We start from the raw sequence: 20468 nt of genomic DNA on the forward strand, positions 1-20468 counted from the left end.
GTTTACGGCTTGGCTGGCGTTGATACCTCATCGACTAGGTACAGGATGGATTGGTAAGGGATGCCGCTGTGGTGGGAGAGTCCTATCTCACAGGTGCGGCTGTTGCTAAAGCCTCTTTTACAGTCTTTGGGGACTTGGGCTTTGAGTGATTGCACCGCTGCGGCATTGAGCTCTGGTGTGGTGAAGCCTTTGTCTCCTGCCCAGCCACAGCATTGGATGTGTTCGGGCACGATGACCTTGCTGGCGCATTGCTTTGCAAGCTGGAGCAACTCTTTTTCAATCCCCATTCGCTGGCTGCTACAGGTGATATGCAGCATAACCGTCTCGTCGGCTGGCTTGATTTCTAGGTGCTCAAGTACAAACTGGTTAATAAAGCCAGTTGGTTCATAGATAGTCAAAGGCCGAGTAAATCTCTCTAGACTGAGCTTAGTGCATGGGCTGGTGTCGATCAGGATTGGATAGCGACCTTGCTCGGAAGCTTGCCACAGGGCCTGCTCTAGTTGCTGTGATTTTTGCGCTGCAATCTCACGCATTCCTTTGCTCTCATAGGGCATGCCACAGCACTGCTCATCTAGGCTCTTCGGAATAATAACCTGATAACTGGCTTTATTAAGCAGTGACAATGTCACTTCAGTTAGTGACCTTTGGTCTTGAGCATTGCTTTGTTGACCCATATTGCGGCTTGCGCAAGAGGGAAGATAGACCACTTTTTTCGTTTGTGAGGGTTGATGGCTCACCCACTTCTTAATGTTGAAGTTATTGGCTTGTGGGATCTCGGCCAGCCATTGAGGCGTGGCGCCCCGGGTGAGTTTACGCGCGCCGTCAGAGAGTGTTTGCAGCGCGTTTTCGCCCAGTAGCTTAACCGCGAGTTGGTTAGACTTGAGACCTGTACGAGCAATCGCGGTGGTGGCGGCAAAGTGATCCGCTGTCCAACGGGCGATTGGGGTAAACTTTTTGTATTTCGCACTGCGCAGGTTTTTAATCAAATCACCCGTGTTGATCCCGACCGGGCAGCGCTCGGCACATAAACCTGTTGCGGCGCAGGTATCTAAGCCCTGATATTCAAACACTTGCTCGAGAGCGCTGGCTTCTAGAGTCTCATTACTGTCGCGGCTACGCTGCAGCTCCCGATATAAGACAATACGTTGACGTGGGGTCAGGGTCAGGCTGCGTGATGGACAAACCGGCTCACAAAATCCGCACTCGATGCAGCGGTCGACGAGTGCGTCGGCAGCAGGCATCGGCTTGAGATTTTCGATATGGGCGTGAGGACTGCCATTAATGATCACGCCGGGGTTGAGCAGCCCTTGTGGATCGAACAGTGTTTTGATCTGCTGCATCAAAGCGTAGCCGGCTTTGCCCCATTCCAGCTCGACATACGGCGCCATGTTGCGCCCCGTGCCGTGCTCGGCTTTGAGTGAGCCTTGATATTTCACTGCAACGAGCTCAGCGACATCATCCATAAATTGACCATAGCGCTGGATCTCGTCTGGTGACTCAAACCCTTGGGTAAAGACAAAGTGCAGGTTACCCTCAAGTGCGTGGCCAAAAATAATCGCTTCATGGTAGTGGTACTTATCAAATAAAGCCTGCAGGTCGCGCACCCCATTGGCCAGATTGTCGACTGGGAAAGCGACATCCTCAATAATCACCGTGGTGCCCACCTCCCGAACCGCGCCCACCGCCGGGAACATCCCCTTGCGGATCCCCCATAGCGTGGCGACCGTCTCTGGCTGGCTCGTAAAGGGGATGGATTGGATGATGGTGTAGTCTGCCAGTGATTGGATGATTTGCTGGCACTGCTCGTCCATATCAGCTTGCGCGCTGGCGTGTGTCTCAATCAATAGCGCCGCCGCTTCTAGATCGAGCTGCTGGATAAAGCTTGGCATACCAGATTTGTCCGCCACCGAGCGCAGTGCTCGGCCATCCATCAATTCAACCGCCGCGACAGGGGTGTTTGATAAGGTGCTGACGGCGCGGCTGGCCTCTTCGATATCACCAAACACCAGCAGCGCGGAGGCCTTATATTGATGCTCAACCACGGTGTTGTAGGTGATTTCAGCGATAAAGCCCAGCGTTCCCTCTGAGCCAATCATCAGATGCTCGATGACTTCAATTGGGTCATGATAATCAACCAAGGCATTGAGCGCGTAGCCGGTGGTGTTCTTGAGCCGGTATTTGTGGTGTATGCGATCGGTGAGGGTTTTGTTGGCACGGGTCTGCTCGCACAGTGATTTTATCCCTTCAACAATCTCAGGCCGTTGGCGATGAAAAGTCTCGATACTCTCCTGGCTGGCGGTGTCGAGTAGAGTGCCATCACTAAAAACGATCTTCATACTGTCCACGGTACGATAGGAGTTTTGCGCGGTACCGCAACACATGCCACTGGCGTTATTAGCCGCGATACCCCCAATTTTACAGGTGTTGATCGAGGCAGGATCTGGCCCGATTTTGCGCTGAAAAGGGGCAAGGTATTTATTGGCATCGGCGCCAATCACGCCGGGTTGCAGGCTGATTTTATTGCCGTTTTCTAAAATCTGATGCTTACGCCAATCATCGCTAAGCGTGATCAGCACAGAATCGGACACCGCTTGACCCGATAGACTGGTGCCGGCAGCACGAAACGTAAAGTGAATGCCAAGCTCACGACAGCACTGGATGGTGAACACAACTTCTGACAGGTCGCAAAGGCGCAGCACGATTTTGGGCACTAGACGGTAGAAGCTGGCATCAGTGCCATAGGCGAGGCATTGAGCTTGTTGGGTAATGATGCGATCGGCATCAATGCGCTGTGCTAGCCTCTGTTCTAGTTGTTGATAGGTTGCATGATCAATATCTTTTGTCATCAGCTAAATCCTTTTGTGCCATACCTGAGCGTGTGGGGCTACCTTGCAAACGCATGTTACTAATTAGTAACTCGTATAATTTTAGCTTAAGTGAGAGCATTTTATTTTGTATCAAGTAGCTACCAGCGTTTTTGTTGGATTGTACTTGTGAGTTGAATGCAATCTTCATCGGGCGATTTGTATAAAATGGCAACTCACGCATCTAATTTACTGCAAAATAACTTGATGATACGTGAGCGGGTACAGGTTGTTTCGAACGTATATGTTGACCGCTAGATCGATCCTAATGACTGTAGTTAAGGTTTATGAAAGCGGCGTTCGTTCGTAAGATAGGCTTGGCAGGATAATAATCGCCAACATATAAGCGACCATGAATTGACTCACCAACAGTTGTGAAATGTTGATAGGTGCCTCGATACCCATCATTGACATCACCAAGATATCAATCACGAATAACATTAAGAAAAAGATTAATAACACCTGTGAGCCGAAAGAGAGTTGTTGCAAATTACGGTTGATATCCACACATAAGCCCCCCCAAGTGCAGCGTCTATTGATACTGAGATAACAGAGCCAAATACTCATCACAGCGGTGGCTGATACTAAAAGCGTCATAAAGACGATATTGGCAGTGCGCGCTCTCAGTAAAATACCACTTTTATACTCGGTGACATCGAAACTCAAATAGGCTTGATAATCAAACAGTGATGACGGCGCATTCAGCTCCGAAAACGCACCGTGCAACACAAACGCAAATAGAAAGATGGACAGGGACACCTTCGATGTTAATAGCTCTTTGATGTTGAATTGACGCCAGTGTTGGCGCTGCATATAGGCTTGTTGGTCGAAGAGAATTAAACCGATATGAAAGACAACGATAGGTAAAAGTAAGTACAAAACGGCAAAGCCAAGCTTGTGAAACTCACCAAGTCTTGGTAAGTACTCGCGGCAGAATACCGCGAGGTTGGCAAAGCCGATAGTCATAACGCAGATATGGGCTATGAAATAGAGTACTCTACTCAGCATGATGATGACTCCAAAATGAGATAAAACGAAGGCAAACAAACACTCATGCAAGCCAGTTACATGAGTTAACGGTCTCTAGCTCGGTTAAAATCTTGATAAAATTGCGTGTAATATCAATAGCTAGTGGAATCATTAGGATGAGGACCACCATTGGGCTGATAAACCAACTTCCATCCTCAACTAATGGGACAGTCAACAAAATACTGCCAAAAACGGTGAAGCCTCTGTGAAACTTCTGGTAGTCAGTGGGTTGGTGAAAATCATAGTTATCACCAATCGTTTTATGCAACCAAAAGCGAAAAAATGAGTCGACTAAAAATAATAAACACAGCAGCGTGAAGCCAGCAATAGTCATGCGTGTGATAATGGTGAATGTAGATAACTCTCCACTAAAATCTGGTAGCACCTCAAAGTGATCCAGTTTTAGTTCCCACACGAACTGGAAGGCTAAGCTCATCAACGCAAATATGCCTACTGTCAGGCGAGACGCCAACTGCCTATGTAAACCCCAAAACGACCATACTTTTTTTGATAAATACTGATTTGGTTCATAAATAATATAAGTCGCGTGAAAGGTTAAGAAACCGACCAGCAGTAAGGTGGCACTATAGCCCATGGCAACGGGTAAGTTACCCAATGCCCAATTAAGTATCGGAGCGGTGATCTTCAGAGTAAAATAACCCAAGCAAAGAATAGCCACGGCTTGAATGCTTGATGTCAGCACTGTTTTTACTTTTTGCTTTGCTTGTGTCCATATAATTTGCATATTGAGTTCCAAAGTTGTTTCAAGCTATCCAACCGAAGTATATTTGCACACTTAAACGTCACGGCTTAGTCAGCTGGCAAACGTCTGTTATTTTGAAGTTTGTTTATGATTTGTGTTTACTCAGTTCAATGTACAGAGAAATAAACCCCCAGCACTGTTCGACAAATTTGTCCCTTTGCGTCAGTCATTAGTGTCAATAGACAGAGGTGCTCAGTATTCGTGTGCCGCAATAACGCCTATTGAGTATTCATTGAATTGAACACATAAAGTTCTAAGGTGGTATCTATATCGTCGTAAGCATGAATTGCCTATTGGATCAATTAACAGAGGAACGGTCAGTGGAGTTGGTAAAGAGTCACAGTCGTAAGTTGAATTCGGGGTAGAGTGCGCGACTGGCAATCATGAAACTAAACAAGGCGCGCGGGCATACTCTTAGAATGCGCTCGAATAGTCGGACTTTTCTTTATTCGTTTTTGTTATTTGTATTTATTTCAATTGCTTACGGTTAAAAATGCAAGATTGTGATCATGCTGGTAAAGGAGTGTGACTAAGGTCACGATTTTTGCAGCAACTTGCCTCTGAAAGCCTTGATTTTAAAGGGCTCTAGAGGGTAGGTATTAGGTATGCCCTGATTAGAAGGGATTAAGACGCTATTTATTATACGGCGACAGAACCGCCTCAGTATTAGGTATGCCCTGATTAGAAGGGATTAAGACCTCGCGGGTCAAATTGTATATTTTCATATTCAGGCTGTATTAGGTATGCCCTGATTAGAAGGGATTAAGACAATCGTTTGGCGGTTTGGAAAACGTAATTTTTCTTGTATTAGGTATGCCCTGATTAGAAGGGATTAAGACACAGTTACATCGAGGTTTTGTCGAGCTCTAAAGTATTAGGTATGCCCTGATTAGAAGGGATTAAGACGCTATTTATTATACGGCGACAGAACCGCCTCAGTATTAGGTATGCCCTGATTAGAAGGGATTAAGACTTCATTGTATATGACATTGAGATTTACCACGTGGTGTATTAGGTATGCCCTGATTAGAAGGGATTAAGACCTCGCGGGTCAAATTGTATATTTTCATATTCAGGCTGTATTAGGTATGCCCTGATTAGAAGGGATTAAGACAATCGTTTGGCGGTTTGGAAAACGTAATTTTTCTTGTATTAGGTATGCCCTGATTAGAAGGGATTAAGACACAGTTACATCGAGGTTTTGTCGAGCTCTAAAGTATTAGGTATGCCCTGATTAGAAGGGATTAAGACCTAGACCTACTACTAGCGATCTATAATCACCTGTGTATTAGGTATGCCCTGATTAGAAGGGATCAATACCCAAGATTATCTGAACCCAGCCTCCTCGTTCTATGTATGAGGTGCCCCTCATCCGGCAGGGAGTGGGTCATTATGCTCTCAGGCAACAGATGTTCTCTGCTCAATAGAACCGTAACTCTTCAGTAAAACTCGCAAGTAGAAACACAAGGTGTTCAGAATAAAAAAGCGCAGATTCAACTGCGCCAAACTTCACTTTAAATTTTAAGAGCTGAAAGCTCTCAGTAGGAGCTAATCACCGTATCTGCAAACAGGCTTTGCTGTATCGTTAAGCTCGGGTCAAAAACAAGCTGTGATTGGTTGATATCCGTGACAACAAACTCGGTGCCAAGGCGATCGCCTTTGACCAAGTTTGGCTTTGGATGAAAATACGCGCGGATTTCACGACACTGTTGAGCAGCCAAGACCGGAACTCGACCATTTTCAATCGTGGCGGGTTTGGCCAAGCCTTGCTTGGTCATTGTTACCTCCAGATTAAATGCGGGGTGGTCGGTGAGGTTACACAGCTTGTAGGTCGCCTGGTTATTGCGGTTTTCCTTGATGGGTGCGTTACCTATCATCGGCTCCATACTCAGCTTCGGTTGCTGATAGGCCAAGGCGCGAGATGATAGTTTCGTGACGGTGTCACCCGCGACATTTTTAAAACTGTCAAACAATTGGATTTGCAGGTCGAATCGATGTGTGCCGCTGCCAATATTGGCTGAGACCGGGACAGAGAACACGACTTTCTGCTCGGGCTTGAGGATGCCGATTTCATGTAGGTCGTTGACAGTAATGAAATGACTGGAGGCGTGGATGCGTGCTTTAAGGCCATGCGACGCGCTGTTGCCGATGTTCTCCACCTCAATGTAGAGTTTGCCGTGCTCACCCGCACGTATTATCCCATCTTCGCCAGCGACTTCCAGGGTAGAGATAACTTTGAGCCGGGTTATCGCATTTGGCGCTTTGATATCCTTACCTTCTTTAGCTAGCGCTGACTCAATCAGCGCCAAATAGCGATTGGGTGCATAATCCACCCGTTTAGCATCAGGGGTAACCATCAATTCACACTTTACCCCGCAGTCGAAGTTGCTATAACTAAACACACGATTAATATAAAGCACTTCATCATTGGGGTTATACTTCTTTGCCTGCTCAAAGCTACGTTTAGCGGCAGTGTAGTTGCGGTCTTGATAGGCGATAAGGCCATCGTAGAAAAGCATGCCCGCTCGGTTATCTAGCGTATCGCGTGAACTGCAACCAAGGCTAAGCAGAGTACCGATCAAAAGAAACATAGCGCCAACGCGTTTAGGCATATCACTCTCCTCACTGAATAACGGAATAAAAGTCAAATCGGCTGGTCGAGGCCAGCCGAAGAGGTTAGTTTAGCGCTGCGGCTCACTAGCGCTCATTGCCTTGAGGAAGACACTTTTAGGTATCCCTGCCAGCCCATACATGGTGCCATCGCCGTCGATTGTAGTGCGGTACAAGCGGACCTGCGAAAGAGTCGATTCAGAGGTGGCGACCGATTTGAACCCGGTTTCCATCGTATAATCGATGTCTCGCATGCCTCGGGTGACTTCACGGATCTCACGAGTTTGGCTCGAGACCAGTTGATTGAAGTTCAAGCGCGCTTGCTCGAGCAGCAGTTGCTCCTGCATTGGGCGTGGCATATTGGGTCTGCTCTCTTGTACGGCATTGATAAACTGAATGTCACTAAAGCCTGCCAGGGTCTGGTCACAATACCAACTTGGTGCGAGTGAGCCATCCATCAACTGACACGCGTTGGTGTCTGTACTCACTTCATGGCTACCGGCACAGCCGATTAGCATGCTAGTAATGGATAATGTGGTCACCGCCGCAGCGTGGCGGCATACGCGCTTGATTCTATTCATGGAGCCTTCCTGATTAGTCGGTGAGAATGTTTGCATCGTGCTTACTCGCTGTGGTGTGAAATGGGCTAATGGAGTCATATCGATTTCCTTATCTTTGTTGAGATTGCCAACTACATCGGGTGATAAATCGCGGTGGCGACTTGCCAGTGGTTGCGCTTAACCAATGCCACTAAGTTAACCAATTCTTGACGTCTGTGGGTGTAAGACAAATTTGTCTCAGGCTCACTAAAATAGCGCTGGAGTGGTGTGTCGTGTTGCACCAAGATAAATTGCTGTGCCTCAATCGGTTGATAAGGTTTATTGAGCGTTTCAATTGTGTATGAGATATCGCCCTCGGGGCTATCAAGCAGCACGCTTTGCAACTGACCCTTACCGTTGTAATAAAACACGCTGGCGAACGGGGCACTGGATTTACCCTTGATGGTAATAGGGTGCTCTTGTCGCGTGAAAGCGGTGGTTTTTTGGTTGATGGTCAATGGCCCATTTTGACTCATGAGCTCAAACAACTCGGTATTGACTAAGGTCTCTTGATGTTGATCGCTGTGCACAAATGCTGAGATGTGCCCATCATCGCGCACGGCCATTAACGTCACCCTGTCTGTCCACGCCGAGCCACGCAGCAGCTGTGGGTGTCGTGCCAGTAATGGGCGCATGTCTTTGGTAGCACGCACCAAATACTGCTCTGATGAGCATTGATACAGCTCATATTTCGTACCAAGCAGGTCCTCATTGACTGAGATATGATGGCGCTGCACAAACTGCAGGCTCCCTGTTTGGCCTTGATAGCTTTGGCTTATAAGGCTTTGGCTGGTCACATCGGTGCGCAACTGGGCGGCGAGTCGAGTGTTGGCCTGATCCATCGCCGCTTGTTGAGTTTTGCCAACCCCGATGCCAACGAAAACCGAGGGGTTCAGTAGGGTGTGCTGCTCAAACAACTGATTACAGCGTGCTTGCTCGGCACTGATAGTGCAGCCGGTTAGAGCGAGCATGCCAGGCAGTAGCGAACACAAAAGCAAGATTTTTTTCATAAGGTTTCCTTAACGTTCATCAGTGTTGACAATCATTGATGTTGATTGCGAGCAAATACGCTACTTGTTACAGCATCAGGGTATAACCAAAGCCAACAAAGGATTCGGACTCATTCGGTGCGAGATACTCTTGCCAATAAGTTGCGTCCAGCATGTGGTTTCGCCACGTCAATGCTGCGCCATACGAATACAAGGGGTCGAGATCATGCTCGCTGTAGTTCTGCATGCCAGCACGCAGGGCCAGTTGGACACTCGAGGACTTATTCGCGACTGAAAATAAACGCCACTCAATACCTGCTTTGCTGATCATGACAGATTGATCAGGGTCAAAACCCATCAGGTATTGGCGCTTCTCCCCATCCAAGCTCAGCTGCAAACGGTAACTTAATGTCTGGTTAAGGTGTGTTACGCTAAAGTGAGCACCGAGATTGCTTGAAGAGGGCACAAGGCTAACCTCTCGCTCTCCGCTATAGCGCATTTTGACTTTCAGTTTAGCCTCGTCACGGTAATACCCACCAAGTCCGGCACTGATCACAACACTATGGCTCGGACTGAGCACGAGTTGTGAGCTCCAATCTTTGATGATACCGAGTGAATAACTGAAACCACCTTCACTTTGAACTGAGTCATCACTCAAGTCATAGCCCTTGAGTGCACCACCAAGCTGCCAACCAGAGCGCTCTGAGCGAAAAGCGAGACCAAGGGTAAGGTCGGAGACACTACCGCCAATCGATTCACTATCCGGCCCGTTAGGCGGATTAAAACTGAATGCTTGATCGCGGCTTTGTTGGTCATAGTCTAAACCGATAGCGAGGACACTGTTGCTCTCACTGAGTGCGATAAAGGAGACACCGAAGCTCGTCCATTCGTGCCCTTTATCGCCATTGGTTTGGAGTATCTCGCTGTTCTCTGTATACAACAGCATGTGGCTTTCCTTGATGGCATAAACATTAGATGCCGGGTTGTATTCCCAGCCAGAGTGAGAGCCTCTGAGCGCACTGGTGGCTTCTCCTAACGCCTTAGCGTGCAGTTTCGCAGCTTGTACGTGCGAAGTGGCTAACAGTGCACCAAGCGTCACGGCCACCCCAATCCATTGTTGCGCTTGAATAACCAGTCTCTTCATTACGGCATCCTCATCGTCTATGTGAACGCGACTATTATGCGCAGTTCGACAAAAACAAACTGATTAAACAAATTTGTGTTGGTCGGTATGCGGATTGAATCTGGGTATGGTTTTGCATAATTAACGCATGGGCAATTAAGGGGAGAGGCGCAATGGTGATACTAATAACAGCGTATTTAGCAAAACGATTAGCGAGTAAGGCGACACAAGGACGAATCGATGGGCGCCGATTTTCGCTGCGCCTGCGCAAGATCAGTGTACTGAGCATCAGTTTGATGGCGCAACCCATTGATGCGGCCCAAACCCCCGAGGAGAATCGTCTAGTGGAATCATGCCGAGTGATACAAGAGAGTGCACGCTGTGATCGCCACAGGGGTGTTGAGGCGGCCGACCCAGCTGATGAGTTTAACCACTATAAGGCTTGTCGATCACGTGAATATGAAGAGGTGGCGAAAAAGGCACTTTGTGAGCTCGACGATTTAGTTAAGGTGGTGAATAGTGAGTTTTATCATTTTAAAACACAGGTAGAGCAGGTATGGGCGAATCCTGAGTTTAGCTCTGCGACGCAATGGGTTGGTTATTCATCAGACCTGGATCAAGTGACAATGGTTGACTTTGCCAATAATCAACTACGCATTCAGTTGCGAGATCGCCAGTTAGTGAGTAAGGATGAATGGGAAAGTGCCTTTCTCCAACTGTCAAAACTCAGGCTGAGTGATGCGCAAAATGGTGAGCCTCTAACCCACGGGATGTTGAGACATTCATTCGATGAACTGCCACTCAGTGATACAAATTTGTTGCCAGTGGCCAACAGCAAGTCGCAACAGCAGCAAGAGCTGCAATCTAGCCTAAAACAGTTGAAGGTAAGACGTTATGAAGATGCGTCTGGCACCACAATTGTGGAGGCAAGTCTCCCATTTCCAGGGCCATGGTTGTCACGAAAGGAGCAGCGGTATGCGAACACGGTCAAACGCTATGCCGCGCAATATAATCTCTCACCACAACTGGTGATGGCGGTGATCAAAGTCGAGAGTGCCTTTGATCCGGTAGCCGTATCGCACATCCCCGCTTTTGGCTTGATGCAGATTGTGCCAACCTCCGCGGGTTTAGATGCGACCGAGCACCTGTATGGACGAAAAAGGCAGGTTGAACCAGCGTACCTCTTTGATCCACAGAAGAACATTCAAATGGGAGTGGTCTATCTTCATCTGCTCAAAACTCGCTACTTTGGCGGGATTAATGACCCACAAAGCCTCAAGCACTGTATGATCGCGGCGTATAACGGCGGCATGGCTCCAATCTATCGGTTGTTCGGTGGCGGAGACCGACAGCGCGCCATCGCGCATATCAATCGTCTGTCAGCCGAAGAGGTCTATCAGACTATCGTTGAGCGCCACCGTGCAGCGGAAACAAGACAATATTTAGTCAAAGTGACTCAGGCTGAGTCAGAGTATCACGCTCGCAAGGGGTGAGGCAGAAAATGACGGACATGGACTCGCTCAGTTATTGAGCCACTATACAATTAGGTGCATTTGTTTTGCGTTCTGTGCTAAATTTGTTGCACTCTCATTAATAAGACAGTAAATATATTTGAGAGGCGGATTCAGGGTTTGAGTTCCGTATTTGACAAAATGAATTTAGGGAAGGTCCTCACCTCGGCAGCGGTCAAAAGATTTACTCTTGCCAATAGTCAAGAGTAGCCAGTCAGCGAGGTGTGGACAGAATAACAATGTCAGAGTTTGAATTACTAGAAAAACCAAATGTCGCTTCGCCAACGGACGACCGACATGATGACTGGATGGCAAAGCTTGATTCAAGCATCAATTTGTTTACCGATGAATGGGTGTTGGATGATGTTATCCAAGATGTGACAGAATATGCGCGAGCGAACCACGATACTCCAAGCAACCCCACCGAAAAACCAGTAGCGGCAGATATCGCCCAATCTGACACGCTTGATCACACAAAGGCACCATCACAGCCCGAGCTACCTGCACAGCCATCAAGCAATGACTCGGTTCCCTTTGAAGCACAGTATCAAGCGATCAAAAGGGCCCTAGACACCGATTATTATGACCCTGAGGAGATGGAAAATCTCAAAGGTGTGATCTCGCAATTAAGCAATGTTTCTAACAACTTTGATCAGTTCGAATCGCTGTTTAATAAAATGGATGCATTTCGAGCTCGTATGCTGCGTAACGAGTTAAAAACCGGACTCAGTGATCGCGAGCTACCTTATGGCTATCGAGCCAAACAAAAGTGTCTGCGTTCAATGCAGGTTGCCGATGGCTCGAGAAGACCCACTAAACAGCTAGCCATTACGCTTGAGCGGATTGGACGCGAGGTGTTTGGCTCACCAGAAACGATTGAGCTAAAACAGCAGTTGCAGCAAGCCAGTGATGAGATCAAGCAGCTTTACCAACACGGCTTTGATCCCGCGAGGGTAGTGCATACGCAAATGCAAAAGCGCGCATGGCTTGAGATCATGGGGGGTGGCAGTAATAAAATTTTGCCGCAGGAGCTTCAGCGAGCGAAGTTATTGATGGAAAACTTTCTGTTCAAGCATAAAGCTCGCCTTGAAGAGTATCAAACATGGCTCAAGCAACCCTCACAAGGCGAGCCACCATACATGGGTAATGTGGTGCGTGATGCGCATAAGATTGCCAATCAATTAAGTCATCGGATTGAGGATATTAGCCGCGGCTTAAAAGGGCAAGAGCGGCTAGTGGTGAACAACTTTGTCCAAGCCTTAGATGCTTACTATGTCGATCAGATTCGGTACGGCCTTGGTGGCGGAAAGAGTTTCAACCCAGTCAAGGCATCACTGGGCGGGGTGCAAGCAAAGCTCGATAAGGCTAAGCACTATCAGACCATGTTTGATGAGGCGATCAATCTTGAAGACTCGTTAGAAAAAATCTATCTGTTGCATGCGGTTGCCGATGAGTTAATCGACGCGGTGTGGGAAAGACATAAGTTCAATAAACGCTATAAAGGCGATTGGAATAAAGTGAAAAATGCCGGTGGTAAGTTACATCACATCGGAGTGTTGGATGCGAGATACTCTAAGCCTGTAGCCTTACTCAGGTCGTGCCGCAATATGCGTAATAACATAGCGCATAATGGCTTGATCCATAGCCCCAAAGAGTTTGAGCGGTGCTGTCATGAGTATCACTCAGGGATCCAGGCGATGAGCCGTATTGCTGGCATTGAGCTCAATCAGGTTAAGGTGAAGACGTTGAGCATCCCGATGAGTGAAGAGGAGTTTGAGCGGCCTTTGCTTGAAGTATGTAAGTCAAAAGGGCTTTCGCTTGAGGTTGTGCAGCGATTGTTTAATCAACCCTTGCCGCTTTATCATCGCTGTAAGTCGATTAAAGAAGAGCAGATCAAAGAGCAACTTTCAAAAGAAATTACCCGTGAGGTACAAAAGAGCTTCCTTGACTATATCAATCAACACCGAACCACAAAGTTTGCAAACGCTCATCAGGTAAGACAAGCACTAGAGCAGCAGAAGGAAAAAACGAGTTATTTTACTGCCGCCGCTTTTAGTTATGTAAAACAGGAAGATAGAAAGTTTGTTGAAGACACAATTAAGCTATTAAGAGAGCCAAGCTAAATGGAATTAAAGCAACTCTATAAGCGATTACTTAACTCGGTAAAAGATCTTGAGCTGCGCCAGCAAAAGCTAACCAATGCTTTGCTCGATAACCAATCACTGGATGTAGTACCTAAATTGTATCTTCGCGGTCAGTTTATTGAGTTTGATGCAGAGCAGCAGTGCCTCGAGATTAAGATTGATGGTGAGCGTTACTACTATCCGCTCAGTGATTATTGTTGCCAATGGCTCCCTTTTCCTGATCACCAAGTACTGATTTTTTGCTCCGAACAGGGCCGGCAGATCTTTGGTTTTGCCGAAGGGGGACGACAAATCCCGGTGGCAACGGCCAAACGTTTGGCCCTGATCCGTATCAACAGCGTGTATCGAACCTGGACGTTTCGTGACTCCGAGGGAGTATTGGTTGAGCTCCCCTTGATGCCACAACCGAGCGAGATTGTCATAGGCCAAACCTACCGTTTTCGAGAGGTGGAGTCTGAGCCAGATCGCTACTGGACACTAGAGCTTGAAAAAGAGCTCACGAGTGATCGCAGTGAAATTACTAATTCCGTGTTTAATTTGATAGGCAGTAAATAAGCATGATGTTTTTACTCATTTTTACCATATATTGTTCAACAATGATTGCTATCCCATTGCTCGCTCAGGGGGGGCTTCCTCTGATTGAGGTTGGCGTTGACTTGCAAGCATGGAACACGCCGAAATACGGTGTCCTTCATTGGCCATCGTTGGCGTTTATTGGTTTTAGTTGGTTGTTACTGAGCAAGGCATATCGCAAAAACGCTATCTCAATTGGTGAGCGAAATAGTCGCAGGTTTACCAGAATGATCACTGAAGCAGGTGATTATTTCTCCAAGCATTATCATTTAAAACTCAAGGGTGACTACAACGATGAGCACTACCGCATGTTGATCGATAAGTCTGAACAGACCTCACTAGAAAGCCAGACGCTGAATGTGATTATGCATGGTGGTTCCGATGATGATATTAAAAGACTAGTCTATGTCGAGAGTTTGGCAGTACGAGAGAGCTTATTACGCAAGTCTAAGCAAGTCGGGTTTACCTCTAGTTTACTCCCTCTATTGGGGATGGCAGGGACAATCACCGGCTTGATGTTTATCTTTTCGGGTGATATTTCAGGTGTTGCGAGCGCTGAAGAGAGTTTCGACCAAAAATTCACCGGAATGGGCATTGCTCTACTGACCACGCTCTACGCTACATTGGCCACTTCGATAATGGTTAAGCCTAGATTGCAATCACTCCAGCAGCAACTGATCGATATCGAGCTATTAACCGAGCAGCTTGAGGCAAGCATTCTGCTGTTTAAACACAACCTGGATATGTCCAAGCTGCTGATGATAAGAGCAGAACTGCTCAACCAGCAACGAGCAGCCTCACTGTCGGATGTGAGTGACGAGAAGAGTGCCGCATAATGAAGTCCCTAAGTTTGGTCGATGAGGCCGAAAACCATGATCAGTGGATTGTCTCATACGCAGACCTTATCAGTGCACTGCTGGCGGTATTGCTACTTTTAGCCAGTTTCTCCAAGGTGGATATCGATAAGTTTGACGCGGTGCAAAGAAGTCAAAGCTCGTCAGAGGCCGAGAGTCTCCAGCAGATCTTGAAAAACCTGGAGCAACTTGCAATCGAGAATGATCTGGAGGGGGACTTAGAATTCAAACTGGACCGAAATGGGTTGGAGGTGCGCTTTAACTCTGTGATGTTGTTCGACTCTGGGCATAGCGAACTGAAACAGGGGTTTTTATCGCGTATTGATCCCATTTTTGATCATTTGGCTGAGGTCGGCGCAGATCGTTATGTCGATATCATCGGCCATACGGATGATCAGGCGTTTCGTAAAGGACATCAGACCAATTGGACTTTATCAGCTGAGCGGGCTGCCTCTTTGCATCAACATCTACTTGATAAAGCGATGCCGAAAGATGGCACCAGACTGATCGCTTACGCCGATACTATGCCAGAGATTCCCTTTAAAGGGCTTAAAGGCGAGGAGTTAAAGCATGCGCGTGCGGCCAATCGAAGAGTGTCAGTGTTGATCGGTTTGCTTAAATCTCAATAAAAAAGAACTAACTGGTATTAGTAAGTTTTAATCAGTAGTACTAAGACTAAATTGTATTCATCGGTAACAAATTTGTTAGAGCAGATAATTTCATGACAGTGGTTATTATTCTTCTATCGAGAATGAGAAGGAAGCTAACATGAATGAATTTATCGTTACTCAATATGCCCATTTCTTGCTTTTTGCAGAATATATGACTGACGCAATACCACTGCTTATCGATGGCAAGCAGAGTCTGCTTGAGGTTCTGAGACATGTTCCCTCAGACAGTATCGCGATTATGATTGTTTCTCTAATCGTATTGCTGGTGGTGGTGAAATCGATTGTCGTGAGAACCCTTCGCTTAATCATTGGCATATAGGGAGTAGGCTGAAATTTCAGCTTAGAGTAATGAGCTTGATTGTAGCTTGATACTGAGTAAATTCTTGACCTAAATCAACAGGTCAACCCATTTGACTGGTAGTTTGACAAGTAACCGAAATAGTTCAACCTAGGAATGAAATGAAAAAGCCAATCTATGCAGTAGCCGCGGGTATTATTATCGGTGGTTTAGTGTTGGCTGGTAGTGCAAAAGTGATGAACGTGACATCAAGCAGTGAATTTTGCATATCGTGTCACTCAATGCAGATACCGTATGAGACTTATCAAGCCTCAAGCCATTTTAGTAACAGTAAAGGGATCAAAGTTGAATGTGCCGACTGTCATATCCCTAATGAGCCTATCGATTACATGACAACTAAGCTGGTGGCAGTTAAAGATGTTTATCATGAGTATGTGACTGGCAAAATCGATACGCCAGAGAAATATGCCCTTGAGCAACCGCTGATGGCGCAAACAGTCTGGGAGCAGATGCGTCGTAATGACTCGGCGACTTGCCGCAGTTGTCATGACATTGAGGCGATGGATTTCTCACAGCAAAGCGTCCCAGCGGCGATGATGCATAAAAGCCTAGAGCAGAGCGATCGCACTTGTATCGATTGCCATAAGGGAATAGCACACTCCGTACCTTAGGAAGGCATTAATAGCAGTTTTCCATGGGTGTCCAGATAAGCCCTAGAGCAATGCGATCGCATTTGTATCGATTGTCATAAGGGAATAGCACATTATGCAACTTAGCACGGCATTGGTAGTAGTTTTCTGATGGGTGTCCAGATAAGCCCCCAGAAAAGCCCAAAATATCGCCAAAATAAAGTTACTAACCTTGAATTTTTGAGTGAGCAAACATTGAGCAATATCAATGTTTGCTCCGAGTTAAGTGCTTAAATTTTATACATAACCTAAGCAAATCAAGGATGACTGCTATGCGAAAAGTATTACTAAGTCTCTCTTTGACACTATTGCTCTTCGGATGCAATTCTGGTGGCTCTAATAGTGAAGGGGAGAGAGGGGAAACTGTTAAGGGAGTTGGGAATTCTACTGTCTTTACTGACGATTCAAGCCCCTTCTTAATTTCCCACACTACCGACAGCGCCGAATATACGATAGGCCGAGATTTAAAATCACTGTATATTGCGCCACACGATGAAGATGAAGCTCTAACAATAAAGCTCGAAAGTGATTCGGTGAGCCTTTTTATATCCAGTTATGAAATACAAGTTTTTGAGGATCGGGTAATTTACTACGATTCAGATGGCGATCGCGAGATGATTGAATATTTTGCAGAGCCATTAGACTTCTCGGAATGGTCCGCGACCTACAACGCATCTCAGCAAAACCAAAGGGCGCGCACCTTGTCTTTTGATGGTCAACGCTCCCTAGAGGAAGGGGCCTTTGCCAGAGTTGAGTACAAGGAGATGAGGGAGGATGGCCGTCTTTATGACTATTGGGCCCCAACCCCTCCTTATGCATCGTTGAATGTAAATGGTTATGTGCTCCCGTTAACTATGGTAAGAGAGAATGAAAACCTAGGATGGTTTCGTTCGGCGCAACCACTTATTACCGAGAACTCAAACGTAGTTGAGGAGGCGCTTATCTCTGGGGTGCTAGACCTACTGAGCGTAGACTGCAACGAAGGGAACCACCTGCTAAATGTTGGGGCTGGGGGAGTTATTAAGATAGTTGCAAGTAAAATAGTCGCAAACAGTGGGTTCGTGGGAAAGGTTGCAGAGGCAATGATGAAAAAAGCGCTCGGCAATTTAATTAGTGATATTGCCGACGCTAACATTGCTTATGTTGCGTGTACTGATTGGGCAACCGCCGTCATTAACACGGTTGTTCCAGAATCACTGCTAACACCTCCAATGGTACCATTATCATTTAAACTCGACCGAGCCGCAGGAGTCATTACTGATAGAGAGTGCTCTACAGACTTCTCAATGACAGCGCCAGGCTTAAATACGCGCACCAAGTGCACGGTACAAACCGATCTCGCCCTAAACTACACAGTTAATATGAGCAATGTAGGCCAGGCGATGGAAGAGTTAAGTAAAAAGAATTTAATAGCTCAAGCACAAGAACTCTATGAGGTCGCCATTATATTTGTTGAGCCTATGAAGGTTGAGGCTGAAATGAAGCGTCGCCAAGGGCTACGTGAAGATGAAATGCTAGAGCGACTCATGACAATCAATGCCTCGATTGTTGGTACAGATGGCTATGTCAAGGAGCTATCAAAATCGGTTCGAAGCTTCAATGAATTGGTCGAATCCAATATTGCGGCAACCCGAGAGTTGCGGCTAGCAATCGCAGGTGGCGATCATAACGTCGAAGACAAAGTTGAGGTCGAAATTGAATATGCTAACCCTACCCAATCCCGACCTAACAACACGAAATCGGTTACGGACGTTACCAACATAGTGCACGCATTTGGTGATATAGAGCCCGCTCATTCTTGCCCAAAATTTGGCCCAGTTGCAGAGGAAAAGATGAATCATGAGGACGCTGCTGCATATTGTGCGGCTAGAGGGGGACGGCTGCCAAAATTATCAGAGTTTGAACGCATAAACAGCGCCCCTCTTGGTAGCACCAATGATGTCTGCGAATGGGGCAAACACAACTTCTGGACGAGCGATAATTACGATCTCGATACTGCTTGGGGCCACAATACTGCTATCAATTTGGGCTCTGCCCCTTGGAGTAAATCAGGTTCAATGAGCGTTATTTGCACAGACGAGCCGGTCTACAGCAGGTTGTAACTCGTAGTACGTGATGCACCGATAGAGTGAGTGGCGCCGGAACAACGGCACCACTCTAGTTGTTTTACTTCAGTAAAACTGCTCAACAGTACAATTCTGGCAATACCCAGTTTAAGGGGTAGTGGCAGCTTTTGATGGGTGTTCAGATAACCGTGAGGGAATAGCACATTCCGTACCTTAGCAAGGCATTAACAGTAGTTTTCTGATGGGTGTCCAAATAAGATTGTGCAGTTTTCCATGGGTGTCTAGATAAGTCTGTCTAGATAAGTCTGCCATGGGTGTCCAAATAGGGATGGTGGGTGTCCAGATAGGGATGGAAAAATAGACATGGTAAATCAGTTGGTTGGGTTGGATGTGATCCTATACTTAACTCTAAATGGTTAATTGAGAGTAACAGGATTTACGCCGATGCCTTCGCAACTGCAATTGAGATTATCAGCAATCAATAACAACAAGTATTTCCAGGCTTTTACCGTCATCGTGATCATCTTGGCAGCATTGACTATTGGGGCTAAAACCTTTGAGCTGCCTCAAAGTGTGGTCGACGGCATTTACTGGCTGGATCAGGCCATCCTACTGTTCTTTGTCGTTGAGATTGTTATCAAGTTTATCTCTTACCAGCACAAGCTCGAATTTTTTAAAAGTGGTTGGAACGTGTTTGACTTGTTGATTGTCATTGGCAGCCTGATCCCCGCGGGTGGTCAGGGTGTTCTGATCGCTCGTTTGCTGCGTGTTTTTCGGGTATTGCGGTTGGTCTCTGCAGTGCCTCAACTTAAGTTATTGATCAACGCACTGTTTAAAGCCATCCCCAAAATGGGCTATATAGTGGTGCTGATGTTTATCATTTTCTACATCTATGCAGTGGTGGGCAGTTTGATTTTCTCACACATCAACGCTGTTCTTTGGGGAGATGTTTCCATCTCGATGTTAACGCTGTTTCGTATAGCCACTTTTGAAGATTGGACCGACGTAATGTACGAAACAATGGCGGTTTATCCGATGAGTTGGCTGTTCTATCTGACGTTTATCTTTCTCACGGCGTTCGTGTTTCTCAATATGATGATTGGAGTGGTCATTGAGACGATGACTGAGGAACACGCATTAGCCGAGCAGGACAAACAAGCCGAACTCCCTCTGACGTCGGCAACACGAGAGTCACGACAGATATTTGCGACGTATAAGCAAGTCGAACAGATACAGCAAGAGCTTGAGCAAATCAAAACCCTGCTTGCACAAAAAAGTGCTGATTAGATGGAACAGTGGCTGTACAAACTGGGCGTTGACCACCAAGTTGCTAGATACGGCTATTAATAACGCCTGACAAATTTGTAAAGTGCCTCAGAAAAGCAAAGAAAATGTAAGGTGATAGGAGACTACAAATTAAAGGAAGGTAAAATGGAAAAGACTGAATTTAAGAAGAAATTTCTGCGCCAATTAATCAGGGAGTTTTTGAGCATGGTGGCAGGAGGTTCCATACTCCTAACTATCTTATTTTTCTTTGATAGCTACATATTTTCAGATTGCAATCTGACTTATTTGCAAATGAATGTGATTGCTATCATGGCTACTTTTGCATTTTCAATTAAAAAAATAAGCGACCTTGTTGCAAATAAAATAGTAAGTACATTTTAGACGAAGGAATGAATGTT

General features: G+C 46.5%; 16 protein-coding genes, 1 pseudogene and 1 CRISPR repeat array. Of the genes and pseudogenes, 10 read left to right on the forward strand and 7 right to left on the reverse strand.

Features of this window, described 5'->3' with window-relative positions; translation table 11 throughout:
• Nucleotides 1-2: 2 nt before the first annotated feature.
• The 7 genes from ACSTTG_RS13660 to ACSTTG_RS13690 all read right to left on the reverse strand — a co-directional run bounded on the left by ACSTTG_RS13660 (nucleotide 3) and on the right by ACSTTG_RS13690 (nucleotide 9998).
• Nucleotides 3-2846 carry an FAD-binding and (Fe-S)-binding domain-containing protein gene (locus tag ACSTTG_RS13660; protein ID WP_438475202.1) on the reverse strand — a complete coding sequence of 948 codons (2844 nt, stop codon included), beginning with the start codon at nucleotides 2844-2846 and terminating at the stop codon, nucleotides 3-5.
• A 303-nt stretch (nucleotides 2847-3149) separates the two neighbouring features.
• Nucleotides 3150-3872 (reverse strand): hypothetical protein, encoded by a 723-nt coding sequence (locus tag ACSTTG_RS13665; RefSeq protein ID WP_438475203.1) that lies wholly within the window; start codon nucleotides 3870-3872, stop codon nucleotides 3150-3152.
• Nucleotides 3873-3915: 43 nt separating this feature from the next.
• Nucleotides 3916-4650 carry a hypothetical protein gene (locus ACSTTG_RS13670; protein ID WP_438475204.1) on the reverse strand — a complete coding sequence of 245 codons (735 nt, stop codon included), beginning with the start codon at nucleotides 4648-4650 and terminating at the stop codon, nucleotides 3916-3918.
• Between the two features lie 602 nt (nucleotides 4651-5252).
• Nucleotides 5253-5976: a CRISPR direct-repeat array (repeat unit 35 nt; unit sequence GTATTAGGTATGCCCTGATTAGAAGGGATTAAGAC).
• 218 nt (nucleotides 5977-6194) lie between these two features.
• Nucleotides 6195-7268: a hypothetical protein gene (locus ACSTTG_RS13675; protein ID WP_438475205.1), complete on the reverse strand. Its 1074-nt coding sequence runs from the start codon at nucleotides 7266-7268 to the stop codon at nucleotides 6195-6197.
• 69 nt (nucleotides 7269-7337) lie between these two features.
• Nucleotides 7338-7847 (reverse strand): hypothetical protein, encoded by a 510-nt coding sequence (locus ACSTTG_RS13680; RefSeq protein WP_438475206.1) that lies wholly within the window; start codon nucleotides 7845-7847, stop codon nucleotides 7338-7340.
• A 110-nt stretch (nucleotides 7848-7957) separates the two neighbouring features.
• On the reverse strand, nucleotides 7958-8875 hold the full coding sequence (locus ACSTTG_RS13685; protein ID WP_438475207.1) for a hypothetical protein: 918 nt from the start codon (nucleotides 8873-8875) through the stop codon (nucleotides 7958-7960).
• A 67-nt stretch (nucleotides 8876-8942) separates the two neighbouring features.
• On the reverse strand, nucleotides 8943-9998 hold the full coding sequence (locus ACSTTG_RS13690) for a hypothetical protein (protein ID WP_438475208.1): 1056 nt from the start codon (nucleotides 9996-9998) through the stop codon (nucleotides 8943-8945).
• Nucleotides 9999-10150: 152 nt separating this feature from the next.
• Here ACSTTG_RS13690 and ACSTTG_RS13695 point away from each other — a divergent pair, with 152 nt between their 5' ends.
• The 10 genes and pseudogenes from ACSTTG_RS13695 (at nucleotide 10151) to ACSTTG_RS13740 (ending at nucleotide 20451) form a co-directional block, all read left to right on the forward strand.
• Nucleotides 10151-11470, forward strand: a complete 1320-nt coding sequence (locus ACSTTG_RS13695; RefSeq protein ID WP_438475209.1) for a transglycosylase SLT domain-containing protein — start codon at nucleotides 10151-10153, stop codon at nucleotides 11468-11470.
• A 257-nt stretch (nucleotides 11471-11727) separates the two neighbouring features.
• On the forward strand, nucleotides 11728-13611 hold the full coding sequence (locus ACSTTG_RS13700) for a hypothetical protein (protein WP_438475210.1): 1884 nt from the start codon (nucleotides 11728-11730) through the stop codon (nucleotides 13609-13611).
• On the forward strand, nucleotides 13612-14187 hold the full coding sequence (locus tag ACSTTG_RS13705; protein ID WP_438475211.1) for a hypothetical protein: 576 nt from the start codon (nucleotides 13612-13614) through the stop codon (nucleotides 14185-14187).
• A 41-nt stretch (nucleotides 14188-14228) separates the two neighbouring features.
• Nucleotides 14229-15041: a MotA/TolQ/ExbB proton channel family protein gene (locus ACSTTG_RS13710; protein WP_438475212.1), complete on the forward strand. Its 813-nt coding sequence runs from the start codon at nucleotides 14229-14231 to the stop codon at nucleotides 15039-15041.
• On the forward strand, nucleotides 15041-15688 hold the full coding sequence (locus ACSTTG_RS13715) for an OmpA/MotB family protein (RefSeq protein WP_438475213.1): 648 nt from the start codon (nucleotides 15041-15043) through the stop codon (nucleotides 15686-15688). The genes ACSTTG_RS13710 and ACSTTG_RS13715 overlap by 1 nt, the downstream gene beginning before the upstream one ends.
• A 139-nt stretch (nucleotides 15689-15827) precedes the next feature.
• The gene (locus ACSTTG_RS13720; protein WP_438475214.1) at nucleotides 15828-16049 is read left to right on the forward strand and encodes a hypothetical protein; all 222 of its coding nucleotides are present in this window, start codon (nucleotides 15828-15830) and stop codon (nucleotides 16047-16049) included.
• 140 nt (nucleotides 16050-16189) lie between these two features.
• Nucleotides 16190-16696: pseudogene (locus tag ACSTTG_RS13725) on the forward strand (NapC/NirT family cytochrome c); the annotation flags it as partial.
• A 293-nt stretch (nucleotides 16697-16989) separates the two neighbouring features.
• A complete protein-coding gene (locus tag ACSTTG_RS13730) occupies nucleotides 16990-18819 on the forward strand; it encodes a hypothetical protein (RefSeq protein ID WP_438475215.1) in 1830 nt (609 codons plus the stop codon).
• A 408-nt stretch (nucleotides 18820-19227) separates the two neighbouring features.
• Nucleotides 19228-20070: an ion transporter gene (locus ACSTTG_RS13735; RefSeq protein WP_438475216.1), complete on the forward strand. Its 843-nt coding sequence runs from the start codon at nucleotides 19228-19230 to the stop codon at nucleotides 20068-20070.
• A gap of 144 nt (nucleotides 20071-20214) precedes the next feature.
• Nucleotides 20215-20451 carry a hypothetical protein gene (locus ACSTTG_RS13740; RefSeq protein WP_438475217.1) on the forward strand — a complete coding sequence of 79 codons (237 nt, stop codon included), beginning with the start codon at nucleotides 20215-20217 and terminating at the stop codon, nucleotides 20449-20451.
• Nucleotides 20452-20468: the final 17 nt, after the last annotated feature.

The organism is Vibrio glycogenivorans (assembly GCF_051660965.1).
GTDB lineage: Bacteria > Pseudomonadota > Gammaproteobacteria > Enterobacterales > Vibrionaceae > Vibrio.

Bases quoted from the DNA above. Each gene is read 5' to 3' on its own strand.
- ACSTTG_RS13660 (WP_438475202.1), bottom strand. From the start codon at position 2,846: ATGACAAAAGATATTGATCATGCAACCTATCAACAACTAGAACAGAGG.
- ACSTTG_RS13665 (WP_438475203.1), bottom strand. From the start codon at position 3,872: ATGCTGAGTAGAGTACTCTATTTCATAGCCCATATCTGCGTTATGACT.
- ACSTTG_RS13675 (WP_438475205.1), bottom strand. From the start codon at position 7,268: ATGCCTAAACGCGTTGGCGCTATGTTTCTTTTGATCGGTACTCTGCTT.
- ACSTTG_RS13680 (WP_438475206.1), bottom strand. From the start codon at position 7,847: ATGAATAGAATCAAGCGCGTATGCCGCCACGCTGCGGCGGTGACCACA.
- ACSTTG_RS13685 (WP_438475207.1), bottom strand. From the start codon at position 8,875: ATGAAAAAAATCTTGCTTTTGTGTTCGCTACTGCCTGGCATGCTCGCT.
- ACSTTG_RS13690 (WP_438475208.1), bottom strand. From the start codon at position 9,998: ATGAAGAGACTGGTTATTCAAGCGCAACAATGGATTGGGGTGGCCGTG.
- ACSTTG_RS13695 (WP_438475209.1), top strand. From the start codon at position 10,151: ATGGTGATACTAATAACAGCGTATTTAGCAAAACGATTAGCGAGTAAG.
- ACSTTG_RS13700 (WP_438475210.1), top strand. From the start codon at position 11,728: ATGTCAGAGTTTGAATTACTAGAAAAACCAAATGTCGCTTCGCCAACG.
- ACSTTG_RS13705 (WP_438475211.1), top strand. From the start codon at position 13,612: ATGGAATTAAAGCAACTCTATAAGCGATTACTTAACTCGGTAAAAGAT.
- ACSTTG_RS13710 (WP_438475212.1), top strand. From the start codon at position 14,229: ATGATTGCTATCCCATTGCTCGCTCAGGGGGGGCTTCCTCTGATTGAG.
- ACSTTG_RS13715 (WP_438475213.1), top strand. From the start codon at position 15,041: ATGAAGTCCCTAAGTTTGGTCGATGAGGCCGAAAACCATGATCAGTGG.
- ACSTTG_RS13720 (WP_438475214.1), top strand. From the start codon at position 15,828: ATGAATGAATTTATCGTTACTCAATATGCCCATTTCTTGCTTTTTGCA.
- ACSTTG_RS13730 (WP_438475215.1), top strand. From the start codon at position 16,990: ATGCGAAAAGTATTACTAAGTCTCTCTTTGACACTATTGCTCTTCGGA.
- ACSTTG_RS13735 (WP_438475216.1), top strand. From the start codon at position 19,228: ATGCCTTCGCAACTGCAATTGAGATTATCAGCAATCAATAACAACAAG.
- ACSTTG_RS13740 (WP_438475217.1), top strand. From the start codon at position 20,215: ATGGAAAAGACTGAATTTAAGAAGAAATTTCTGCGCCAATTAATCAGG.